Below are 22,021 nucleotides of genomic sequence, written 5' to 3'. Positions count from 1 at the left end.
TGCCGTGACGAGCTACGTCAGACAGCTGATTTAGCTTTGCGGTCATGCATGAGCGGCGATTACGAATATTTTCGACGTTTCAGTGGCAGGCGGTACAGATATACCGTTACAAGGGTCGGGATGTATAGGACGTTGCCGACCCGCACGCTAGCTACGACGGAGGAGGAGGGATCGCAATATTTGAAGCGCGCGTCACAGGACGAAGTCTTTACTCAGTTAGCGAGACGTACTGAAAAAAGCGCACATCAAGCTGCTGCGCGAGTGTACCAGCGGCTCATCGGCAGCGATGACTATGACAGTGCGTGGCCATTGGGGTGGTGGTGCCAGCAAATTAGGAATTTGCAGAAGATGTTGAACGACGGTCAAGATGGAGAAGGAAATGTTGCGCTCGCTACATGGCTTCGCTATTGGATAAACTTCGTAGTTGAAGGTTTCTCCATTGTAAGTCTTCACGAAAGGAGACGTGACCATTTAGCATCGGAAATCCCCAGTCTGGCGCGTTTGGCGTCACTTCTATATCCGTTCACCTCAGGAAGGAGGGATGCGATGGAAACGGCGGCAGTGCTGGAAAGAATTACCCAAGTTCTCATCAGAGGTTACGCGATTAATACTCTCAGAGCGATTACTGTGGAGTGTAGAAATTCGACGATAAAGAGGTCGATGTCAGCGCACGCTGCGGATCGACTGGCAGAATGCGCGCCGTGTTTTGCCCTTGAGGGCTGTGAGAGGAACGGCCTTTTGCTTCATTGTGTAATGTTAAGACCGGACGGGACCAATAGGGCGGAAAGGCGGGGAGGTCGGAGACAGGGAGCGCGGTGAATCGGTAAGACAGGTGACCGCGACAGGCTGCACCGCTGTTTCGACTGCCGAAAAGTGTGGGTGTCAGCAAGGTACGCTCCGTGTCAGTGAAATTGTGCCCGAGAGTGGGCTGAATCAGTGGCTAATGGATCGTAACGGGGGCACTGAGGTATCAGCGCCCCGCGCCCCGGTTGGTGGGTTGGGGGAGGGCGATGCGTGTCCTATAACGGTTCCATGTCTGTGCAACAGGCTGAGCCTACGGCAGAAGTAACAGACCCAGTCACTGTAAATGGCCGATCGCAATGCACGCCGGACCCCGGTAGGCTCACAGGTTGGCAGTAGCTGCGGCTGTCGGACACGGGGCTAAGATGGAACTGCATGGAATCGGCCGCTATTTGCGATGGATGCGGGACGCTCGTTTATCGGGAGCTCGCTTGGGCTTCACATGTTGCTGCCTGTGGGCGCCCTTCGGTAAGGGAGCTGACCGGGGTTCTGGTGTTCGCCGGTCCTCCAGCGTGCGAGCCGATAGTGCCCTCGAAGTTCTTGGATATAAGAGTGATGTATGACGGAGACGAGGATAGGTACGGATAAGCCGTGGCAGGAGAACCTGCCTGTCCTGGGGGGATCCTTCTACCTGCACGCTATGGTTGAGATGACAGACCTGAGGGCGGGAGCGCAGCTGACTTGGTGCGAAACATTAGCGCCAGCCGCGTGCGCTCTCTGGGTTTCCCTGGTAGTAACCACCTTTGTGCTGCGGCTCCCTAAAGTTTAGAAAGGGCACAAAGTTCCTAACCAGCGTAGGAAGTCCCATGTCAGGGAGTAAAAGAGAGGGCGGGGAAGTGAAGTTGCGTAGCGCAGATACGTCTTTTTTCGAATACCCCTACGGAAATTTCTTTCGGCCGCTTTCGGGTAGGAACCGTGATGGGGCGGCACGCTGCATCCGGGCTCTCTATCTCCGCATTAACGGGCCAGAAGCTGACTATCAGTATCACCAAAGCCGGAGCGACGTAGTTGAATGTTTCACCGTCGCCCTAAGAGATGCTGTGACTTTGGATCCCGAGGGGGTGTGCGAGGAAGGCGTCGGTGCGCCAATATCACGGCAGGATAGGGCGAGCGCTATGCTGCGCGAGCTAAGGGACTGTGGCTGGATCGAGAAGTACAGTGATCCCGGGTCGATGCGCAACGCCTATCGCTTCACCCCTAGGGGGCGGCAGTTCGCCGCTCTCTTTGCTCAGGACGCCGACGATATTATCACGAGCACACAGAACACCCGCTCAACGCTGGCGCACTTGCGCACCTTCACCGAGGGTGCGCATCAGGGTCGAATCTCGATTCCGGATTTGATGATCGCCGCCAAGCTCTCCTCCGATATCGTCGGGGACTTCAATGACATCATCGAGGAGGTGACCGAGCGCAAGCGCCGTTTCGCCGAAACGGTCACGCACACCGCAGAGCAGGCGCGGGAGGCCGGGCTCGACTTCTTCGAGTACATGGGCAACCGCTTCGTGCCGGAGATCGAGGTGCGTTTCAATGAGGATTCCGTGGAGCGCTATCGCTCGGAGATCAAGGGCTATATCGAGCGGGTATGGACCCTCCCCGACGATACCAAGCGGGATATCGAGCGAAAGCTTCGCGCCTACTACCCGATGCTGCTTAGGGAAGGTCGCGAGGTGCTACTCGCCTGGGTGCTCAATCGGATCGAGAAGCACATCGACCGGGCCTGCGACGCCAAGCTCCCGGAACTGCGCCGTGAGACGCGGACCCTCGTCCGCCGTGCCGACGCGCTGATGCGGCATCTGGGGGCGATTACCTTCGAGACCGAGGACATGAGCGTCGGGCAGTACGTCGCCAGCCTCTCGCGGCTGCCGGACGAGGCGGTGACACGGGTGCTCGATGACCCGAGGAGCAGCGTGCTCCTGATGCGGGTGGCGCTGATCGACCCGCAAACCATCGCCATTCGACCACGCGCCACCCGCTCCCCGGTCGGTAATCGAATGGCCCCGAGCGAGGCGCCGACCCGAGAGGCCATACTCGACCGTGATCTGCGCCAAGAGCTTGCCCGGATCTTTCGGGTAGATATCGAGAGCATATCGGAGTTCGTCGTCGAGCAGCTTGCCGGCGGACGGAGTATCCGCCTCAGCGAGATGCAAATTGGCGATGTGCCCTCACTGCTCTCCGCCCTGCATGCGGGTCAGGTGGCGGGCAGCAGCGCAAGGGGCAGGCGCTTTCGGATCCGCCCGATCGATGCGACCGTGGCAAACGAGTACTTCGAGACGCGTGACTACGTGATCGAGGTCGTGGAACCCCGACGCGGAGGCCCTGGATGATCACCGACACCCTCAAGCGCGAGCTTGCCCGCGAGAGTCTGAGCCTCGAGAGCTTCCAGGCCATCGTCCAGCGCCTGCTAGGCCGCCAGGTGCTCTATCGGGACCCGAACAATCACCGCGAGAGTGAGCTCTACGACGCGTTTGAGCGCATGGACGACCTGGTAGCCGACTTCTTCGAGGCCATGGGACTGACGCTAGTCCACCGCACGGATCAGAGGTTCGTGATCGTCTATCCGCCGGGGGCGGAGAACCCCTATGCGGCTGAGGCCGATGAGCGACGGCCCGCCCTGCGGCAACGCGTTTCGCGGGATGCAACCGCCCTGCTGCTGGTTTGCCGAATGCGCTACGAGGAGGCCTTGAGAGGCGGCGAGACCGACGAAAATGACGAGGCCCTCGTCTCCCTGGAGGACCTCTACACCGGCTACCGCATGGTGGCGAGAGAGAGTATGCCCGAGGGCAAGGTGCAGCGCGAGGCGCTGTTCAAGACGATCCAGCACTACCGGGTCATCGAGTTCCACTCACTCGAGAGTGAGGCGCTGGTGCGCATTCGACCCACGATTACCGCACTCACCCTGGAAGGGTTTGTCGAGGCCGCCCGGGAAGCACACGGCTCGTCCCCCCACGCCGCAAGAGACGCCCCCTGGGTGGCAACCGGCGATGAAGACGGGCAGGGAGGCGGCGACGATGTGGCTTAGGACCATCACGACCCTCAATTGGGCGAACCTGCCCAATGGCACCCATGAGCTCGCGCAAAGCGTCATGCTGACTGGCGGCACCGGAGCCGGTAAGACGACGATGCTCGATGCCATGCAGACGCTGATGACGGCTGGCCACCAGGATCTCTGCACGTTCAATGCGGGCCAGGACGAAGCGAAAGGGCGCAGCCGGCTGAAGAAGTCCCGCACGCTAGCCTCCTACGTGCTCGGCTGCGATGACGGGCCTTTCGCGCGTCCGGAGGGTGCGCATGCCTACATCATCGGGCGCTTCGAGCCCGGGCCTGGCGAGGCGGGTGAGCCCTTCACCGCCCTTGCTGGCTTTACCGCGCGGCTGGTTCAGGACGGTGGCGAGCGCATTGCCCGCACCGAGGACGAGCTGTTTCTGGTCGTGGGCGGCGAGCCGCTTGGGCTCGAGGATGTGACCGACTCGCAGACCGATGAGGGCCGATTGGGAGAGAGGCTGGTCGTGGCGACCAAGGATCTGCCCGCTCACCTGCGGTTCAACTACCCCGACCGCCCGATCGAACCCGCGGTGAGCAAGACCGAGTACCTGCAACGCCTCTACGGAGCGCTCTGCGGGCTCCGCTCGATCAGCGAGTCCAAGGCGAGGAATGCCGCCAAGCAGTTCGCCCGCTTCATGGTCTATAAGCCGATCCAGCACCTCGATCAGTTCGTGCGCGAGGAGATCCTGGAGCCCATGGACCTCTCGGAGCAGATTGAGGATGTCTCGGAGCTGATGCAGAGCATCCAGCGTATGCGCGACGAGGCCGCGCGCATCAAGGAGGGAGTTGGCTATCTCGAGGCTGCGGATGGCGCGGCGAGAAGAACCATCGAAACGGTTGCCGATCGCGAGCTTGTGAGGCTCGAGGATGCCTGGCGTGAGTGGCGCTGCGTCGAGCGCCGGGCCCTGATGCTCGGCGAGGAGGCCGAGCGCCTTGAGCAATCGATGCAGGAGACCGAGCATGAGATTCGGGGGCTTGACGCGCAGCTCCGTCAGCTCGGCAACCGCCGCGAGGCGCTGGCACAGCAGAGCCGGGGCTCCGAGGTCGTTCAGCAGAAACTCCGGCTCACAAACCAGCAGGAGACGCAAGCGGCCAATCTTGACCGCGCCGTGGCACGGCTGAAGGACGGTAATCAGCACCGTGATCGCGCTTACGATGCCCTGGCCCCGCTGGCGAAGGAGGTTGACCGCCCTGAGTCTTGGCTGCCCCCCGCGGAGGGGGAGCCGCCGGACTGGCAACGCCTCTTTAGCCGCGCGGTCCAGGGGGATAGCTGGCGTGGCTTTGCCCTCAGCGACCTGATTGAGTCGCAGAGCTACGAGGCGCTGCTCGACCAGGAGTCGAGCGTGCGGGCCATCGAGGAGCGCTACGGGCGGGTTGCGGAGGCCTTTGCTCATCACCAGGAAGGGATCCGCCGGCGCTACTTCGAGTGCAAAGACACGCTCGAGGGCCTGAAGCGCGAGGCGGGCGAGCATGAGGCGGCAATTGAGCAGATCGAGCAAAGCGGCCGTGTGCGCTATCGCCCCTCGACACAGCGCGCGCTGGAACTGCTGTCGCAGAATTTGCCCGAGTGTGAGCCGAGGGTGCTCTGCGACTACATCGAGGTGAGCGATGAACATTGGCAGCTTGCTATCGAGGGCCTTTTCGGCAATCGCCGCTTCGACATCATCGTCGGGGAGCGCTTCGAGGCCGCGGCGATCGATCTGATCAACCGCGAGCGTCGCCGTGTTGGCCCGGGTGTGAGCATCATTCAGGGCAAGCGGGCGCGCGAGCTCGCCGAGCGCCCCGGGCGGGAGCCCAAGCCCGACTCCATCGTGCACCTGATGCGCTTCAGCGACCCGGTGGTCGAGGCGGTGGTTCGGGCGAATTTCGGCGACGTGGTGCAGGTGGCCGACAGTCAGGCGCTAACGCAGACGCCCCGCGGGCTTACCCTCGAAGGTAACGCCTCCTCGAGCCTTCGCATGTTCGTTACGCGCGTGGAGGAATCCGACCTCGTCTTCGGCGAGGGTGCTCGGCGGCGCTCGATCGAGGCCAAGCGCCGGCGCCTGAAGGAGATTGAGCGCGAGGAGCGCGAGGCCGAGGTGCGGATGCGAAGTGCGCGGCTATGGAATCAGGCCCTTGACAGTGTTCAGCGCCCGAAGCTGATCGAGCCGTTCGAGGAGGTCATCCAGGAGCAGATGGGGCTCGAGGAGACCGAGCAACAGCTGAAGGCGCTCGACCTCTCGGGGGTCGAGGAGATCCTGGGGGAGATCGATTCGCTTGATCAAGAGATCGCGGCCGCGCGCGAGCGTCACGGTGAGGCCATGGGGCGCCGAGGTGAAATCCGGCAGGAGCGGCAGACGAACGCCGATAGCCGGACAGCGGCTGGCAACAAGCTGCGGGAGCTCACCACCCGGCGTGATGAGTGCCGCGAGCAGATCGAGGCCATGCGCCGGATCAATGCCGAAGGAGGAGACTGGGAAGGCGCCCTCGCGCGCATCGCCCAGTCCCTCGACGACACGACACGGGCGATTGCCGTGCCGCCCGATCAGCGCTTGCCCCAGCTCTACGCGAATCTCTCCTCGTCAGTCACCCACTTCAACGGCTGCGGACTCTACGATAAGCGCGTCGCCCTGCCGCGCGCGACGAGCCAGGCTAGCGCAATTGAGGCTTTTCGCGAGCTAACGCTGGTGCACCGGGAGATCGGCGCTACGCTCACCAGCCTGCGCGACCACATCCTCGCCGAAAACCACGAGCAGCTTGAGGACGCGAGCCGTCGGTTCAACGAGACGTTCATTCGGGACGTCTGCCTGAAGATGAACAACTGCATCAACCGCGGCAAGGACGTGCTGACCACCCTGAACCAAGAGCTTCGCAGGCAGACGTTCGGGGATGAGTATTACCAGTTCAGCTGGAACTGGCGCAGCGACTACCGCCGCTATGCCGAGTTCTTCGAGCGCCTTGCCGAGCCGGGCCAGATGATGGGCAATCTCCTGTTGTTCGACGAGGAAGGCATGAGTCCGGAGGATGAGGCAATCTTCGATCGCCTGAAGGGGATGCTCCTCGACCAGGACCGCAATCGCGGCATGAAGGAGCTACGGCGGCTGACCGATTATCGCGAGTACCGGACCTACGACATCGAGAAGTGCTTTGTCCACTCGGAGCGCAAGCCCATCTCGCTGAAGACCTATGGCACCGGCTCCGGCGGGCAGCTGGAGACGCCCTCCTACATCGTGCGATCTGCGGCCCTGGCGACTGCGCTTGGCTGGTCACAGGGCGATACCCATCTGCGCTTTGTGATGATCGATGAGACCTTCGAGAAGGTGGATGTGAGCCGGAGCAAGGAAGTTATCCAATACCTCACGGAGGTGCTCGGCGTGCAGATGGTGTTCGCGCTGCCGGATGGGCGCTCGGGGCCGCTGCACGACAGCGTCGACATGTTGATCGATGTCAGCAAGATCCCGGCGCCCGAAGGCATCGGTGAGTTGAAGGAGAAAGTCTACCTGCAGAAGAGCATTCTCAATCGCGAGCGGGTCGAGGCGCTGTTCCGAGAGGAGCGTGCGAGGGCTCGCGAGCGGGTCTCCTACAACCTCGACCTGAAGTTCGCGGAAGGGCTCGATGAGCAGGCGCCCGTGCGCAGGGTGAACGATGGCGCCGTCTGACGGGATCGATCGGGCACTAGCACACCCGCAGATCCGGGCGCTGCTTTCGCGCTTCGTCGACCGCCTCGACCAGCGCCCGTTCGAGGCGCGCGACCGGCGCCTCACGGCACCGGTAACCTCTCCGGAACTCCCGGCTCTCAACGGCGAGACGCACCCTGGCGACGACGTGAACCTCTGGCGCCACCTTGAGGCGCTGGCCCGCCATGGCGTGATTGCGCTGCGCTTCCGACGCAAGCACCGGGCGCACGACGAGCCCTGGCGGCATGGTGAGATCGAGTTCCTCCCGGAGGGAGAGGCGATCGCGCGCGCAGTGCTGCAGCGGCCCGTGCGTAGCGCCTGGGGCCAGAGATGGCGCGAGGCGGTTTTGGCATCAGGCGCATTCGCCGATCCGGACTATGCTGCTGCACACCCCCTGCCCCAGATCCATGGGCTGACGGCCGACGCCATGGTGGCACGCCTAAGCCGGATCCCGGACCGGCTGACGCGGGGGGCGTTAACTGCCTATCGTCTCGGCGCGGAACTCTTTGGAGGGGACTCCAAGGCCCTGGCTGGGCGCGAGGAGTGGCTTGAGATCGTCTTCGGACTGCATGCCGGCGATCTCCGGTATCGCCCGGTTCTGATCGAGGTCTATCACCCAGAAGCCCCTCCACGCGCTGTGCTCCTCATTGAGAACTTGGAAAGCTACCTGGAGGCCGCAGAGGGGATGTGGCCCGGCACAGAGGGATGGGCCTTTGTTTACACGGCCGGATTTCGGGGTGCCGCACAGCGAATTCGGAACGCTCGCCAGGCCTGTTTTCACCTCCACGGGTCCGGAGCGCTAAACCGCCCGCTGATCAGTGAGTTTGTGGAATCTTGGATGAGCCAAGAATCTCTCCCTTGGCCGGTATTTTTCTTTGGCGACCTAGACTGGGCCGGTCTCGCAATCTACGCGCGACTGAAGGCGGTGTTTTCGGATTTGACGCCGTGGCGACCTGGATACGAGGCACTGTTATTGGCACAGCAGGAGGGGTGCGCGCACTCACCTGAAATGGCGAGCAAATGCGATCAGACCCCGGTCAGTGACACCGGCAGCATATGGCTTGACCACATCGCCGCCGCGATGAAAAGAGAGCCAAAATTTGTTGACCAAGAATTGGTTCTCTCATTTTTGAATTAGAAGGAGGTTCTTGAGTCAGTCGTTTCGATTGGCTGCTGGCGGCTGCTTCGATGAGCCGCCACAGCGTGGAATACAGGGCCCTCGAGAGAGGCGGTGGGTAACGAACGTCTGTGCTGCCCTAGCTTTTCGCAGGTTGAACCCGACTCGCGGAAACCTGTAGCGCGCAGTTCCGGCAACCAAGCGCGATTCTGCTCGGTCGTCGGGCCAGCTGGATCAACGCTCGGATTGAGGCGGGCGCCTGCTACGCTTACCGGCGCGTGTTTTCTTCGGTGCTGCGGCCAGCTGATTACTTAGACGCTCAACATACTCGATTAGCTGATGCATTTTACGGTCGGTCTCGTGGCGCTTCGAAGCTGCGGCGGCCAAAGCACTTCGCATTTCGTCAATCTCCCGAGCGTGCTTCTGTTCCATCTGTTCGAGCTGCGCTATGAGCGCTTCACTTTGTTGCTTGCCGCATTGCTCGCGTGTCTCGGACGCGATACGACGCTGCTCTTCCGCTTGGTGTTGCCTGTTGGCTTCCGCTGTCCGCCTATGCTCGTGGTCGACTCGGGTTTCTAGCTGGGTGATGACAGCGTCCCGTTCCTTCATTGTCGCCGTGAGGCGTGCAGTTTCTCGAAAGGCCTCAGCGAGGTCGCGCTCCAAATCCCGTACTTGTGCCATGAGCCGCTCACGTCCCGTCCGTAGCTCCTTTACCTCCTGTTGGAGCGCCTCATTGTCGGCGTTTCGCTGCGTCAGTTGCTCTGCGTGATGGGAGAGCTCCGACTCTAGCCTTGTGGACTCCTTGGCAATTGCATGGTGTTCGTTGGTGAGGGTGTCATGCTGGCGCTGGAGTTCGCTTAGTCGGCGCTCGACTTGCGCGCGGACCTCCTGCTCGCGTTGCAACGTGTCCTCAAGGTCGCGGTACTGCTGGCGGACGGCCGCGCTTGCGGTCTGCGCCGCCTCGGCCTCCTGACGTGCCTCATCCAGTGGCGCCTGAATACTTGCGCGCTCCGCCTCGATCATGGCCTGCGCTTCGCGCTGCAGCGTTTCCGTGATGCGTTGGGCGGAAGCCCGCATCTCCGCCTCGAGTTCGCCGCTGAGCCCGCCCGGCCGCTCGCCGCTGCGGTACTCGTCCTTGAACCGCTTGAGAAAGTCGTTGATCCGTTGCGAGCTGCCACGCCGCCCAAGCTGCTCGTAGACACGCGCAAAGGTCAGGTCATCAAGCCGGTGGCCGTTCAGCGCAAGAAGCGCCGAGGCTACGCGGCAGAACTGTTCGTACCCGATAGTTGGCGTGCGGGGCATCGGTCATCTCCTGGCGGCAGGCGAGGCGAGCCTGCCGCTTGCGTCGGGTTGCCTGCAATCGCCCGGAATGTGAACCCGGGAACGCACTGTATTCGATTGGGGGCGCCGAAGTGCGTCGGCCGTAGGGTGGGACGCGGGCATATACGACATCGTAGCGTAGTATTTCGTAATCCGTAATGCGGTGTGTACGGCTGATACTTGCTCTTATCAGACGCACTGGAGTATGGCCTCGCAGGCAGGATGTGACGGCACCGTTCCTCGCCAAGATCCATGGGTCTACGGTCCGTACCGAGCTCAATGCTGACCCAGAGATTTGAGGCCCCGGAAGAGCTGGAAGCCTCGAGTTGGGACGCTTCCAGTCGAGTCGCTGTGGCCGTTGCTTGGTGACGAACGCTACGCCGGGCTATCGCCCGCCCGGCATCCGCGCGGGAAAGGGGTGTCGAGATTCGTCGGCGCCTTCGCTCACCGCCTCGTTCTGGGCATCGACGGTTGGTCTGTTCACCCGTTCCCTCATGTGGCCTCATAGGGGCTAGGCCGCGAGTTGCCAGGGGAATGGGCGACAGTGATGACCGATCGTTCGCTACGACCTGATCAGAGCGCTGGGCGTGCCGCGGCACCGGACACCGCGCAGCCACTCACGCGTGCCCGGACGGACGCTGAGATTGTCGAGTCCTTCCTCCGGGAGCTGCGGGGGCGCTCACCACATACCGCTCGCGCATATGGCACCGTGCTGAACCGGTTTCTGCTATGGCTGGAGCACATGGGGCACGGGGACTTTCAGGGGCTACGCCGCGAGGAGGCCCTTGGCTACCGTGACTTTCTCGCGGCACCTTCACCGCCGGAGCGCTGGACGTCACCGCAGCGTCACCGCCGGACCGACCCTCGCTGGCGACCCTTCACCGCGCCGCTTTCCCGCGAAGGCATCCGCCGGGAGCTCGGAATGCTTCGGCGTTTCTTCGCCTACCTCCGGCGCAGCGGGTATCTCCGAGTGAACCCGTTCGATCTTGAGAGCTTCGCGCTCGATTATCTCCCCAGCGCTGAGACGTCACGTGCACACAAGGGTGATTTCGAGATCCAAGGCGAGCGCTTCCTCGAGCGCGCGGCACTTGCGTACGTGTGGAGAGCACTCCAGATGAGGCCCCTGAGGACAGAGCGGGCGGTTGCTGCCTATGAACGTGACCGCTGGCTCCTCACGCTCGCCTACATCGCCGCGCTTCGCACCGAGGAGATGGCAACCCACACCATGGGGTCCTTTCGTTCGGCGGACGGCGGCGAGACCTGGCGGCTTCAGATCCTCGGCAAGGGTGCCAAACCCGCCGCTATCGACTGCTCGGCGCGGCTTGTTGAGGCGCTCATCCGATTTCGTGTCTCTTTGCAGCGCCACCCGCAGCCACACCCGAAGGAGACGCTCGCGTTGGTTCCCTCTGTTGGGGAGCAGCGCCGCGCACTCTCGACGCGGCAAATCTACCGGGTGCTCACCGAGCTCTTTAGGGAGGGTGCCCGGCTAGCGCGTGACGAGTATGCGCCAACACACATCTCCGTAAGCCTCGAACGCGCATCGCCGCACTGGCTCCGTCACAGCCGTGCCAGCCACCTACTTGACGGTGTGCTCCCGCGGGTCGTCATCCGCCGACTGCTCAGACACAGTCATGACACGAGTCTCGACATTTATAGCCACGCGACCGGCCAATCGAAGGACGACGCCCTCCGTCGCGGCGACGAAGTTTTTGACGGTATCGGCGCGGGGTAGCCAAACGTGCTCTGTGGTATCCATCGACGCTGAGTAGGACACATGCACTATTCCCTGCGGCGGCGGGCTTTCCTCAGAGCGGCCGGAAACTGCCCTCGAATGGCGCAGAACGACCCAATGCCGCTCGCGGTATCGCGCAGCCGAACGTAGGTCGGCTGGCTTTCAACACCCGACTCTCAACCCACACGAATTGGGTGCTACCATGCCATCAGTGTATTGGCTAAACGAGAGAGATACAGCGAATTGAATTTTTGCCAAACCTTCGAGTGCTCTACCTGCCAATGCCTTATTGATACTCGAATTGGTGTGTCCAACCGTGACGAACACCCCCTCCGCTTCGCTTGCCCTGAATGCGGCGAGGCGATTGATATATTTGTTAGCTGGGGCTCTTCGATGAAGGTCAGGGGCGCAGAGCTCGCTCAGACCGAAGGGCCGTTTGACGGGTCACGCCCCTTCGTTGACCTGCACATTGACTTTCCGGTGACATTCGGCAAGTACGTCATGGGGAGAACGCCCTTCATGGAAGCGGTAGCACGTGTCGGGCATGATCGCTATTTGTTTCACAACCAGCGACTGAACGCGCTTAACTCGCTACACCAGAAGCGGAACGATCTGCAGAGAGTTCTGCGCCTCTATTACAAGAATAAAGATCTGTTCGCCCGTCTTTGCAAAAGCCACTTCAATGAAGAGGTCATTTCTCAGGAACCTCAGGACCTGAATCTCGCTCTCTATAACGTTTTGGCGAAGGTGTTTTTCCCCTTCTCTCTTCCAAACGACAATGCGAACGCTGTAGAACTACACCTTAGGGTCATCCGAAGCATTGCATCTGACCACAAACAAGAGCTTGATCAGTTCATTGAGCAGACATTAGAATCGGGCTTCTTAAAGAATGTCCAGAGGGACTGCTTAGATGTCTATCCGGATGTTCTTCAAGCGGAGCTTGCACTCAGGCCTGCGCTATTCCTCGATCTCCTCGATTCCAGAGATGAAAGCGAAAGCGAGAAAGTCGCACTTCGTGTTTCTGTAGATGATTTCCACTCTCATCGAGAGCTCTATAAGAACATTTCCGAGGTGCTGTCGAGGGAGCTGATCTTGGTGGCGGGGGTAAACAATTTACTGCATCGCGGGGACCACCGCAAGTTCAAGGACGTCGGCAACAAAACACCGAGGGACTTGGATGCATTCGCGGATCTGCCATATGGACTGAAAATTTCTCATCTCGATAATTGCTGGTTCCCGCTGAACGAGAATGCATTGGACAACCAGCTAAGGAACGCGATTGCTCATCATAAAACTGACTACGATGAAATTTCACAGCTAATTACGTATTACCCATATCGCGAAGGTATCCGGAAGGATAGGGCGGAAGCGATGTATTTCATAGAGTTTGTACGCAAAGTTCTTGAAGCGTTTCGTGAAATGCATAGGTTGCATCATCTGGTCAAGTGTTTACTTAACTATCGCTATTTCATCTATCGGCCGCGGCCTTAGTGGGGTCGCGCTTTGACGTCTAGTCTGAAATTAGAAGAGCGCTGTACGTGGCTGCTTGCGGGGCGCAGCAAAGGCCGAAAGCGCCACTTCAAGTTGGAGCCGCAACTGCTGCTAATCGGGCCCAATGACCGCTCTTGGCGTGCGCCGTGATAAGGCGGCGCTTTCCCAGTGGGTGAAAGCCCCACCCGGCTACCGCTCCAGCCGGAAGCAACCGGAACAGTTGTGGAGGTAACGAAACGGCTGAAGCCTCCGGTGAAGTGCGTCACGACATACGGTGACGGCGCGAGTGTGCAGGCCGTAACGCGAGTGAACGCCGAGCAAGCCTCGAAAAGGTCGTTGCGCAGGCCGACCTGGCAGCCATACCGGGGAAGGCTGATACGGCTGGGGAAGCGAGCGAAGGGCACCCAGCCGCTGCGCCGGGGTAGTGGCGACAGCATGTACACAAGGGAAGCGCGCGCAACACGGGAAGCCCCTGGGTGTGGTCGAGGGGATGACCAACCGCCCGCCCGTGAGGGAGAGGACGGGCACCTTGGGGTGGCGGAGAGGCTCGTAGTACCGAGGAAGCCGGGTAATGCCGGCGGAGGGAAGGGGCCTTGGTTCAAGATGAATGCACTGACGCGGTGAGGGACCAGGAGATTGGGCAACCTATCAACTCCGGCAAGCGTTCAGAAGCTGCGAAGGGCATTGCACGCGAAAGCGAAGGCTGAGCCCGGCTACCGCTTCTACGCCCTGTACGACAAGATCTTTCGCGATGACGTCCTGGCGCATGCCTACGCCCAGTGCCGCTCCAACCGGGGCGCGCCGGGTGTGGACGGCCAGGAGTTCGCGGGCGTGGCGGCCTATGGGGTGGAGAGGTGGCTGGGGGAACTGGCGAGCCAACTCAGAGAGGAGACGTATCGACCGGCGCCCATACGGCGCGTGTATATCCCGAAGGCCAACGGCAAGCGACGGCCCCTGGGCATTTCGACGCTTCGGGATCGGGTCTGCATGACCGCAGCAATGCTGGTGCTGGAACCGATCTTCGAGGCCGACCTTCCGCCGGAGCTCTATGCCTACCGACCCAAGCGCAACGCGCAGCAGGCGGTGGTGGAGGTGGAAGAGCGGATGTTCCGGGGCCACCCGGAGGTGGTCGATGCCGACCTCTCGGACTACTTCGGCAGCATTCCCCATGGCCCGCTGATGCGGTCGCTGGCGCGCCGGATCGTTGATCGGCGTGTGCTGCACCTCATCAAGCAATGGCTGGAGTGTGCTGTCGAGGAGAGCGACCGACGAGGCCGGACGATCCGCACCACCGAGGCGCGTCACCGCCGGCGGGGCATCCCGCAAGGTTCTCCCATCTCACCACTGCTGGCGAATCTGTACATGCGCCGGTTTGTGTTGGCGTGGAAGCAGCGGGGCCTGGACCGGCGTTTGGGCAGCGAGCTGGTGATCTACGCCGATGACCTGGTGATCCTGTGCCGCCGCGGCAAGGCCGACGAGGCTTTGCAGTGGATGCGCGCGATCATGGGCAGGCTGGATCTGACGGTCAACGAGGAGAAGACACGTGTCTGTCGCGTGCCGGCAGAGCACTTCGACTTTCTGGGATACACGTTCGGGCGGCTGTACTCGCGCAGCACGGGCAAGCCGTGGCTGGGCATGCGGCCGTCGAAGAAGAGCATCCGGCGCGCGGTGGAGAAGATCCGTGCGCTGACTGCGACTTCCACGACGTGCCTAGAGACCACGGAGCAGGTGAGGCGGTTGAATCGCACGCTGCGCGGCTGGGCGAACTACTTCCAGGTAGGCACCCGTGTCCGAGCATACCGTGCGCTCGACAGCTACACCGCGACGCGGTTACGCCGGTGGCTGCGCCACAAGCACAAGGTCAGACGACGCCGGGGCGGGAGCTATCCCCTCTCGCACCTCTACGGGCACTTCGGACTCGTGCGGCTGACCCAGCTTGGACGCGGCGAGCCGTGGGTGAAGGCGTGAAGTCTTGTCCGAGAGCCGGATGCGGGAGAGCCGCACGTCCGGTTCGATGAGCGGGGTGTGGAAACGGAGTCAGGGTCGCGGCCCTTTAGGCACCGCCGAAACGAAAGCGGCGGCAACAGATCAGCCGGACCTAAAGCCACCGCGCCACATCCCGACTCTACCGATGGGAGGCGTTCGCGCATCCCGATGCGCGCCATTGCGTAGAGACTGCCTCGGGGCTCACGTTGTGCGTGAGGCCCGCCTCCCAGCTCTAGCTAGCCGCATGCGGCATTAGGTCGTTGATGGTAAGCAGTTCGCCGGCAGGCCGATCGTCTCTCTGAGGTAGTTGAAGCTCTAGTTCGAATGTCCCACGCTCCTCATCAAGCCCCGGAGTCAGCACGCGCCCGGCGGCGGTGCGAACGCCTGCAAGCCCGACTCCATGCACGGTGAGGGGCCGGTTCCGGTAACGGTACGTGTATGTGACGTGGTGATGGCCATGGATAATCGTGTGCGCCCCCATCGCCTCCGCCAAGTCGTCGAGCACCGCAAATCCGTATGGATGACATGCCGGAGCCTCGTGGGTAACGAGGACATCAGCCTGTTGCTGCCAGAGAGCCTCGTAGTCCTCCCAGAAGATCGCGGCGCGGGCCTTCCTGGGGAGGCCGCCGAGCCAGCGCTCGTGCGGAGGTACGGCCGCCAGGTACTCGGCGCGCGTGAGATAGCGTGGCCTGCCCCCATCATTGTGCGGGTGCCAGATCCGTGCCTGGAAGACGCCACCCAGCCCGGCGAAGCGCACGCCGCCGATCTCGATCACACGAGCAGAGAAGCAGCGCTCGCGCAGGCTGGATTCGAACAGATTGCGGTAGTACGCAGGTCGGTCGACATCGTGGTTGCCATGAATCCACCACAGATCACACTTGCGTCGAGCATCAGCAACGGCGACTTCCAGGGCGGTATCGAGATCGAAGTCCCCGAGCATCAGCATCGCAGCGGGACGATCAGCGGCTGCCGCGTTCAGCGGATCGAACCGCCCATGTGGATCACCGGCAATATAGATGCGATCAAGCACGTGCCTCTCTCCGCTTTGATCCTCAGGCACCTCGCGCTTCATGATTTGCGGTTAGGCGGATTGAGGAACGCGCACAGCCGGTCGAGCTCTTCCGGGTGCTCGGCAAAATGCGCCTCGAGTTCGCGGCGGATCTCCGCTCGCCGCCGCTCCGCCTCCGGGTCGATCGAGTCGGGGTGCTGCCGAATGCGGGCGATGTTTGTTTCCCATGCACGCAGGTCCGGGCTCGAGACGTCCATCAGCAGGAGGTCGGTCACATCGCGGTAGGACTTGATGCCGGTCCGTTGGCACTCAGCCAGCCAGACGCCCAAGGCTCGCCCCTGCTTGTGATCCGGAGGGCCGCTCAGGGCATACTTGCGACCGCTCTCAGTGCGAGCCGTCATGTCCTCCAGGGAGAATTCGGTGATCGCAGTCGTGCGCCGCCATTTGTCCTGCTCGAGACAATAGCCCACCAGATGGCTCGTGCCGGATTTCCCGATCTGATAGATTCGCCACTCGCTCAGCGTCGCGCATGGCTGCTCTTGCACGGACGGGGCAAGTCTGAAGCCACGAACTTCAAGGGTATTGGGCGGAGACTCATCGGCACGCCGGCGCAACTCCCGCCATTGCCTGTCCTTTCCGCCTTCGGGCCCGCCATCCTGATCGTCGTCTTTTTCCACGGCCATCGCGAAACCTCCTGCACTGCGCCTAGCGGCCATCAGCCTGGAACACCCGGTGGCGCGCCCACGTCACTGTGCCTACGCCGCCAACGTCAGCCGTTTTGCGGCCCTGACTCCTGCCATGCCGGTGGGAATCACTCGAGACGCCCGCCCGCGATGCCGCGGCATCGAACTGGGCGTACCCACTTGGCGCGCGCCGCGTTGCGCGGTACTGGCTGTACTCGATCGCTGCGCAGCGGGGAGTGAGCCGATAGCGGTCGCGCGATAGAAGCACAGGCCGAAGAAATTGGCGGCACGACAAGTGAGCAGCTACAAAGGGGACCGCGTGAATGCAAGATCTCCAAGGTTAAGAACGGTGTTGTTCAGGACGTCCACAACGGTACATCGGCAGCACCGCGGGTCGGGGCGGAATGGTTTGAGGTTCCAGTGCTCGTGACGTGCACGTTCCATGCGGGTATTCAGGAAACTGACGGCGGAGTTGGCGGCGTGCGAACGCGAAATCCGGGAACGTACCAGGTGGTCAGCCGCGTAACGGGCGGCGACCCAAATGTGATTGAACGCTTGAGCCAGAGAATGGTGTTCGAGCATGCGCTGGAACATCGCCCGCGTCTTTGTTCCAGCCCGGAAGGGGAGATCGCGCTCGGCCTGTTGAAGCTCGAGATAGGCGATGCACTGCTCAATGCCAATAAGGCTGACAACCTCGGGTAGCTCGCTCCTCCAGTGCTCAGGCCAGTGACCGCTAGCGAAAACTGCCTCCAACTGGTCGATCAACCACCCTCGCGCCTCTGTGGTCGGGGCAAAGGCGCATTTATACGCGACCCGGCGCGGGCGCCGAAGGTGAACAGCGCCATTCCGGAAATCAAATGCGTCAAGTATTGAGTCAGGATCCACGCATAGCAGAGCGTTCCGAGAGAGGCGCTCGAGGATGATGCGATCGAATTCCGCTCGGGGGCTGAGCAGGGTCGGGGAGTCAGCGATCGGCTTGATGCGCTCATAGTCTTCGGTTGCAGCAGCCCGGGTGACAGCAAGCAGGTATACGCCCTCACTGAGGGAGAGCGCTTCGGGATCGACTGGCTTGAGTGGGGCAACGGGGAACGATGTGCGGACCAGTGCGCGCAGTCGTTCCTCTTCGGCCCGTCGCTCGGCCATGAGTTCTTCTGCACGGCGCCGCTCCGCCTCACGTTGCTGCTGCCGACGCCTCTCCGCGCACTCCGGACAGTACCAGGTAGGGCGCCGACGCGCTTCCAGGTGTTCCGCTCGAGTAGTGGCAACGGCCATTGACCCGCACGCGGCACAGCGGAGATCCGGATCAACCGCGATACAGCTCTCGCGGATAACGTGGCGAAGCTGAGCGGCAGCCATCCGGTGCGTGTGCTCCAGTGTGGCGACCTTCAGGCGGAAGGCGCCCCCATCGTCGAGCGCCCAGTACTGCTGACAGATCTCGATCGCGCTGGAATCAGAGGTTAGAAAACACAGAACGAGCATGTGGTGCTACCCAAGGGTTCGGGCAAGCCGTATCCGCGAGTCGCCGCGTAGGCAGGGGAGAGTATATGCCAAAACTGCATATGTCAATTTCGCATTTATTCTTGCTATCTAATGGGGAGAACGCGCAACAGCCCATGGAATAGTCAGCGATTGCGCCTGTGTAAGGAGCTGCGGGCGCTACGGCTGTCGGCCGGACTTCACCAAGAAGAGCTGGCGATGAAGCTGGGTGCCCACCAAAGTTTCGTATCGCGATACGAGCGCGGGGAGCGCCGACTAGACCTTTTTGAGGTGCACGCGATTTGCACCGCGTGCGGCAGCAGCATGTCGGCGCTATTAAAGCGCCTTGAGTTGGAATAAAGGCGCTTGCCGGCAAGGGTTTCGGAGTGGGTCGCCCCGGTACCAGCTACACGAAGGGTGGCGTAGTCGAGGCTCGCCCTTAGGTCACAGCGCACCGGCAGCGGGAGGATTTGGCCGGTTAGTAGGGTCAGGTTGAGCGCCGAATCACCTCCAATTGAACAGGCGCGAAGCCGGCGCGGCGAGGGCACTGATAAGAAGCACGGGCCGTGAAGTAACCGCGCCGGCGAACGCTGCCGACTCAGGCCGCTCGCAACTCGTCAAGGTCACGGCCCTTGGCTTCCCAGTCCTTGACCCAGCCGGGTTTGCGGCCGCGTCCCGACCAGGTCTTGCTCGGATCCTCCGGGTGCCGAAATCGAACGGTGCCCTTTCCGGAAGACTTCCCAGCCTTGGCGGGCGCACCGACCAAGTCCGTCAAGGAGAAACCATAGCGCTCGGCTACCTTCTTCGCCTCCCGGAGTGCCTTTTTCTGGTCCTGCTTGCGCCGGCCCTGAATCTCTTTGTCAATGTCCTTCTTGAGAGTTGCGAGCTCTTCGATGTTGTACTTCGAGAGATCCACGTTGCTCTGCGTCATTGGTCGCTTTCCTCACGTTGAAAGTGCTGCGAGACTGCAATGTACCGCGAATACCGTGGAACTTGATAGTAGGCGTTTACGTGGTGCGCAACGTGTTCCCTAGAGACCGCGTGTTGGGGAGGGCCAAGGATACGTCACTGGGGAGGATAGAAATACATGCGCGCATGTGAACCACATTTCCGCAATCCGCTGCGTGTTTGGCGCGCGATGAGCTCAATAGTCCAGGCAGCACCAAGCCTGCATTTGTCCCCAAGCCGTCCGATACTCACGGCCACCCTCCACGCATTCCGCTCAGGCTATTGGAATACAAACCGCCCGATCAGGTTCCGGCAACCAAAGCTGGCTATGGCGCGGCGCGGCGCGGCGCGGCGCATCATCAAGATTGCATTGCAGTGACTGATTCGCCATGTCGCTTCCTCGGTTCCGCTGATGTGTGCCAAGGCATTCACGGTACCTACGGATATCGCCATCCCGCATGGTATTCGGGACGAGACGGAGCCGCGGCGGCGTTGGCTGCGCCGGGGTGACGATCCGTAAGCCGGCTTTCGTGGCTATCACAAAGCGAGGGGCATTCCCCCGGAGGGACTGATTCGGGGGAAAGAGGGATGCTCTTAATTCGACCCGATGCGATTCGTTTGTGCCGCTGTAATGAACTCCGGCGGTACCGCGACAGACCGACAAGCACGTTGGGGGCGGCCGCGGCGGACTGACCGTCACGCCGCCTCCGAGGCATGCGCGAGGAGGTCCTGAGGCACGCGACTGGTCGAGATCGTTAAACCACGGTCACACTCGGCTCAGGAGCTTGGACTCCAAGGATCGCGCATGGCCGTGGTGCCACTGCCGGGCGCGAACCGGCATTGCACCAGTGCTTGGAGCGCCATACGACCATCGCGGATGAGCCCTAGGAGGCCCTCACGGCAAACGCAGATCACAGAAACGATGGAACGGGCGCCTTGAACACCGAGAACCACTCCCAGAGGGTCGCCTTCATCTGGTCCGTCGCGGACTTGCTGCGCGGTGATCTCAAGCAATCCCAGTACGGGCGGGTGGTCCTGCCATTCACGCTGCTGCGCCCGCTCGAGTGCGCGCTGGAGCCAACCAAGTTACGCCGGTGGCTGCGCCATAAGCACAAGGTTAGGCGACGCCGGGGCGAGAGCTATCCCCTCTCGCACCACTACGGGTACTTCAGGTTCGTGCGGCTGATGCAGCTTGGACGCGGCGAGCCGTGGGTGAAGGCGTGAAGTCTCGTCCGAGAGCGGGATGCAGTAGAGGCGCACGTCCGGTTCGATGAGCGGGATGTGGAAACGGAGGCACGGCGCGGCCCCTTTAGGCACCGCCGGAACGAAAGGTGCCGCAACAGATCAGACGGACCTAAAGCCACCGCGCCACATCCCGACTCTATCGACGACGGCCATCAGTACGTAAAAGGCGGTCAAAACGCGGTTCGGAAAGCGCCGGTCGGGGCCCAAAAGAGCGAATCCGGCGGCGATACGCCTGGTTGTTGCCGAAAGCGAGTACTGGTGTGTTCAAGGGAAGGAGGCGACCGGCAGCGGAGCGGGCTGCGGGTGGACGTGAGGTGGCAACCACGTGAGGGGGATGGTTACTCGGGCTGGGGACAGAGGCCAGGCTCAGTTCTAGGTGATGACGACGTTAGGTCATCGGACTGTTTCATCGTAGAACACCTTGCTATCGGGATGCGATGCCCGTGGGTCGTGTCCGCCCGTTGCGGGAGCGCACGATAGTGGTGCATGTCGTCCTGCCTTGACCGGGGAACCAGTTTCCGGCCCCAAAAGTTGCAACGCTTTTAGCGCAGACCACGACCTAGCTCAAACTCCGCGCTGTGCGGCATGGCAGGGTAGAAGAAGCCAAAACAATACTATAATAACGTTTCGGCCGATGGATTGGGCCCAGAATGACGCGGGCGAGCCGGGGGATTGCGCCATCGAGCAGGTCGCCTGGAAAGGTTCCCCGATCCCGTGTGGCTACGCCTGTGGCGGTCACTAGGCGCAACTGCCGCCGCCGTGATGGATGTTGCAGAGCGCGAAGAAATGGTTCCACAACACTGCGTCTGGGTGCGGCAACGTTACGCGTCGGTGACGAGACACCCGACTTCACCGCTGAGACCACCGTGGGCGAGCTGGCCTTTCACGACTGGCTGGGACACCACTGGGGCATGCTGTTCTCGCACCCGGGGGATTTCACGCCCGTCTGCACCACCGAGCTGGCGGCTGTCGCGCGCCTGGCACCGGAGTTCGAACGTCGTCGCACCCGGGTGATTTCGCTCTCGGCGGATGCCCTGGCAAGCCACCGCCAGTGGTCGCGCGAGATCGCCGCGAGCGACGGTATCGCCCCCAACTTCCCGATGATCTCCGACCCTGAGCTCGAGATCGCCCGCGCCTACGACATGCTGCCCGCCGCCGACGTCAGCGCTCCCGGCTGCGGTCCGGCCCTGGACCGTGTAGCCGGGCGCTCGGTGGTCATCGTCACGCCGGGACACCGGGTGGCCGCCATGCTCTCCTATCCGCTCGCCTGCGGGCGCAACTTCCACGAGGTCCTGCGCCTGCTGGACGCACTCCAGCTCACGGACCGGCATCCGGTGGCGACACCGGCCGACTGGGTGCCGGGCGAGCCCGTGCTCGCCAGTCCGGTACCGGCGCCGGGCACACGGGGGTTGAATCGCCCTGGGGAGCGCGCGGTGAGCAAGCCCTATGTGCGCCGCATCCGCCAGCCGTTGTGAGCCCGGCTCCCCGGCGCCCCCTCCGAACTGCACGGCGCGA

The 22,021-nt window shown here is 62.1% G+C and carries 14 protein-coding genes and 1 pseudogene; 10 read left to right on the top strand and 5 right to left on the bottom strand.

Features of this window, described 5'->3' with window-relative positions; all coding sequences use genetic code 11:
* Positions 1 to 1,607: 1,607 nt before the first annotated feature.
* Genes LMH63_RS11845 through LMH63_RS11830 form a run of 4 tightly spaced genes read left to right on the top strand, consistent with a single transcriptional unit; the run spans position 1,608 to position 8,637 of the window.
* Entirely contained in the window at positions 1,608 to 3,125 is a 1,518-nt protein-coding gene (locus LMH63_RS11845; protein ID WP_229332577.1) for a Wadjet anti-phage system protein JetA family protein, read from the top strand.
* The gene (locus LMH63_RS11840) at positions 3,122 to 3,820 is read left to right on the top strand and encodes a DUF4194 domain-containing protein (RefSeq protein ID WP_109678558.1); all 699 of its coding nucleotides are present in this window, start codon (positions 3,122 to 3,124) and stop codon (positions 3,818 to 3,820) included. The genes LMH63_RS11845 and LMH63_RS11840 overlap by 4 nt, the downstream gene beginning before the upstream one ends.
* The gene (locus tag LMH63_RS11835) at positions 3,783 to 7,481 is read left to right on the top strand and encodes an SbcC/MukB-like Walker B domain-containing protein (protein ID WP_109678559.1); all 3,699 of its coding nucleotides are present in this window, start codon (positions 3,783 to 3,785) and stop codon (positions 7,479 to 7,481) included. Before LMH63_RS11840 ends, LMH63_RS11835 begins: the two co-directional genes overlap by 38 nt.
* A complete protein-coding gene (locus LMH63_RS11830; protein WP_109678560.1) occupies positions 7,468 to 8,637 on the top strand; it encodes a DUF2399 domain-containing protein in 1,170 nt (389 codons plus the stop codon). The genes LMH63_RS11835 and LMH63_RS11830 overlap by 14 nt, the downstream gene beginning before the upstream one ends.
* A gap of 213 nt (positions 8,638 to 8,850) precedes the next feature.
* Here the strand turns inward: LMH63_RS11830 and LMH63_RS11825 are convergent, their stop codons facing one another.
* Positions 8,851 to 9,918: a DNA-binding protein gene (locus LMH63_RS11825; protein ID WP_109678561.1), complete on the bottom strand. Its 1,068-nt coding sequence runs from the start codon at positions 9,916 to 9,918 to the stop codon at positions 8,851 to 8,853.
* 940 nt (positions 9,919 to 10,858) lie between these two features.
* On the opposite strand from LMH63_RS11825, the gene LMH63_RS11820 reads away from it, so the two are divergent.
* From LMH63_RS11820 to ltrA, 3 genes are all read left to right on the top strand, one after another.
* Positions 10,859 to 11,668 (top strand): tyrosine-type recombinase/integrase, encoded by an 810-nt coding sequence (locus tag LMH63_RS11820; protein ID WP_229332576.1) that lies wholly within the window; start codon positions 10,859 to 10,861, stop codon positions 11,666 to 11,668.
* Between the two features lie 306 nt (positions 11,669 to 11,974).
* Positions 11,975 to 13,159 carry a hypothetical protein gene (locus LMH63_RS11815; RefSeq protein ID WP_146205205.1) on the top strand — a complete coding sequence of 395 codons (1,185 nt, stop codon included), beginning with the start codon at positions 11,975 to 11,977 and terminating at the stop codon, positions 13,157 to 13,159.
* A gap of 684 nt (positions 13,160 to 13,843) precedes the next feature.
* Positions 13,844 to 15,127: a group II intron reverse transcriptase/maturase gene (ltrA, locus tag LMH63_RS11810; protein WP_199225652.1), complete on the top strand. Its 1,284-nt coding sequence runs from the start codon at positions 13,844 to 13,846 to the stop codon at positions 15,125 to 15,127.
* A 250-nt stretch (positions 15,128 to 15,377) separates the two neighbouring features.
* Here the strand turns inward: ltrA and LMH63_RS11805 are convergent, their stop codons facing one another.
* The 3 genes from LMH63_RS11805 to LMH63_RS11795 all read right to left on the bottom strand — a co-directional run bounded on the left by LMH63_RS11805 (position 15,378) and on the right by LMH63_RS11795 (position 17,980).
* On the bottom strand, positions 15,378 to 16,175 hold the full coding sequence (locus LMH63_RS11805; protein ID WP_158280365.1) for a metallophosphoesterase family protein: 798 nt from the start codon (positions 16,173 to 16,175) through the stop codon (positions 15,378 to 15,380).
* A 38-nt stretch (positions 16,176 to 16,213) separates the two neighbouring features.
* Positions 16,214 to 16,837, bottom strand: a complete 624-nt coding sequence (locus tag LMH63_RS11800) for a hypothetical protein (RefSeq protein ID WP_146205206.1) — start codon at positions 16,835 to 16,837, stop codon at positions 16,214 to 16,216.
* 303 nt (positions 16,838 to 17,140) lie between these two features.
* On the bottom strand, positions 17,141 to 17,980 hold the full coding sequence (locus LMH63_RS11795) for a hypothetical protein (protein WP_146205207.1): 840 nt from the start codon (positions 17,978 to 17,980) through the stop codon (positions 17,141 to 17,143).
* A 447-nt stretch (positions 17,981 to 18,427) separates the two neighbouring features.
* On the opposite strand from LMH63_RS11795, the gene LMH63_RS19395 reads away from it, so the two are divergent.
* Positions 18,428 to 18,673, top strand: a complete 246-nt coding sequence (locus LMH63_RS19395; protein WP_109678566.1) for a helix-turn-helix domain-containing protein — start codon at positions 18,428 to 18,430, stop codon at positions 18,671 to 18,673.
* A 238-nt stretch (positions 18,674 to 18,911) separates the two neighbouring features.
* Here the strand turns inward: LMH63_RS19395 and LMH63_RS11785 are convergent, their stop codons facing one another.
* Positions 18,912 to 19,244: an H-NS histone family protein gene (locus tag LMH63_RS11785; RefSeq protein WP_229332574.1), complete on the bottom strand. Its 333-nt coding sequence runs from the start codon at positions 19,242 to 19,244 to the stop codon at positions 18,912 to 18,914.
* Positions 19,245 to 20,197: 953 nt separating this feature from the next.
* Here LMH63_RS11785 and LMH63_RS11780 point away from each other — a divergent pair.
* Both LMH63_RS11780 and LMH63_RS11775 read left to right on the top strand, forming a co-directional pair.
* A pseudogene (locus tag LMH63_RS11780) lies at positions 20,198 to 20,347 on the top strand (type I restriction-modification system subunit M N-terminal domain-containing protein); the annotation flags it as partial.
* A gap of 1,025 nt (positions 20,348 to 21,372) precedes the next feature.
* Positions 21,373 to 21,981 carry a redoxin domain-containing protein gene (locus tag LMH63_RS11775; protein ID WP_229332573.1) on the top strand — a complete coding sequence of 203 codons (609 nt, stop codon included), beginning with the start codon at positions 21,373 to 21,375 and terminating at the stop codon, positions 21,979 to 21,981.
* Positions 21,982 to 22,021: the final 40 nt, after the last annotated feature.

The sequence above is a fragment of the Spiribacter halobius genome (assembly GCF_020883455.1).
GTDB classification, from domain to species: domain Bacteria; phylum Pseudomonadota; class Gammaproteobacteria; order Nitrococcales; family Nitrococcaceae; genus Sediminicurvatus; species Sediminicurvatus halobius.
The sequence above is the reverse complement of the archived record's forward strand: the minus strand, read 5'-3'. Positions and strand labels throughout refer to the sequence as shown.

Coding starts and splice junctions, on each gene's coding strand:
- LMH63_RS11845 (WP_229332577.1), top strand. CDS start 1,608: ATGTCAGGGAGTAAAAGAGAGGGCGGGGAAGTGAAGTTGCGTAGCGCA.
- LMH63_RS11840 (WP_109678558.1), top strand. CDS start 3,122: ATGATCACCGACACCCTCAAGCGCGAGCTTGCCCGCGAGAGTCTGAGC.
- LMH63_RS11835 (WP_109678559.1), top strand. CDS start 3,783: ATGAAGACGGGCAGGGAGGCGGCGACGATGTGGCTTAGGACCATCACG.
- LMH63_RS11830 (WP_109678560.1), top strand. CDS start 7,468: ATGGCGCCGTCTGACGGGATCGATCGGGCACTAGCACACCCGCAGATC.
- LMH63_RS11825 (WP_109678561.1), bottom strand. CDS start 9,918: ATGCCCCGCACGCCAACTATCGGGTACGAACAGTTCTGCCGCGTAGCC.
- LMH63_RS11820 (WP_229332576.1), top strand. CDS start 10,859: ATGCTTCGGCGTTTCTTCGCCTACCTCCGGCGCAGCGGGTATCTCCGA.
- LMH63_RS11800 (WP_146205206.1), bottom strand. CDS start 16,837: ATGGCCGTGGAAAAAGACGACGATCAGGATGGCGGGCCCGAAGGCGGA.
- LMH63_RS11795 (WP_146205207.1), bottom strand. CDS start 17,980: ATGGCCGAGCGACGGGCCGAAGAGGAACGACTGCGCGCACTGGTCCGC.
- LMH63_RS19395 (WP_109678566.1), top strand. CDS start 18,428: ATGGGGAGAACGCGCAACAGCCCATGGAATAGTCAGCGATTGCGCCTG.
- LMH63_RS11785 (WP_229332574.1), bottom strand. CDS start 19,244: ATGACGCAGAGCAACGTGGATCTCTCGAAGTACAACATCGAAGAGCTC.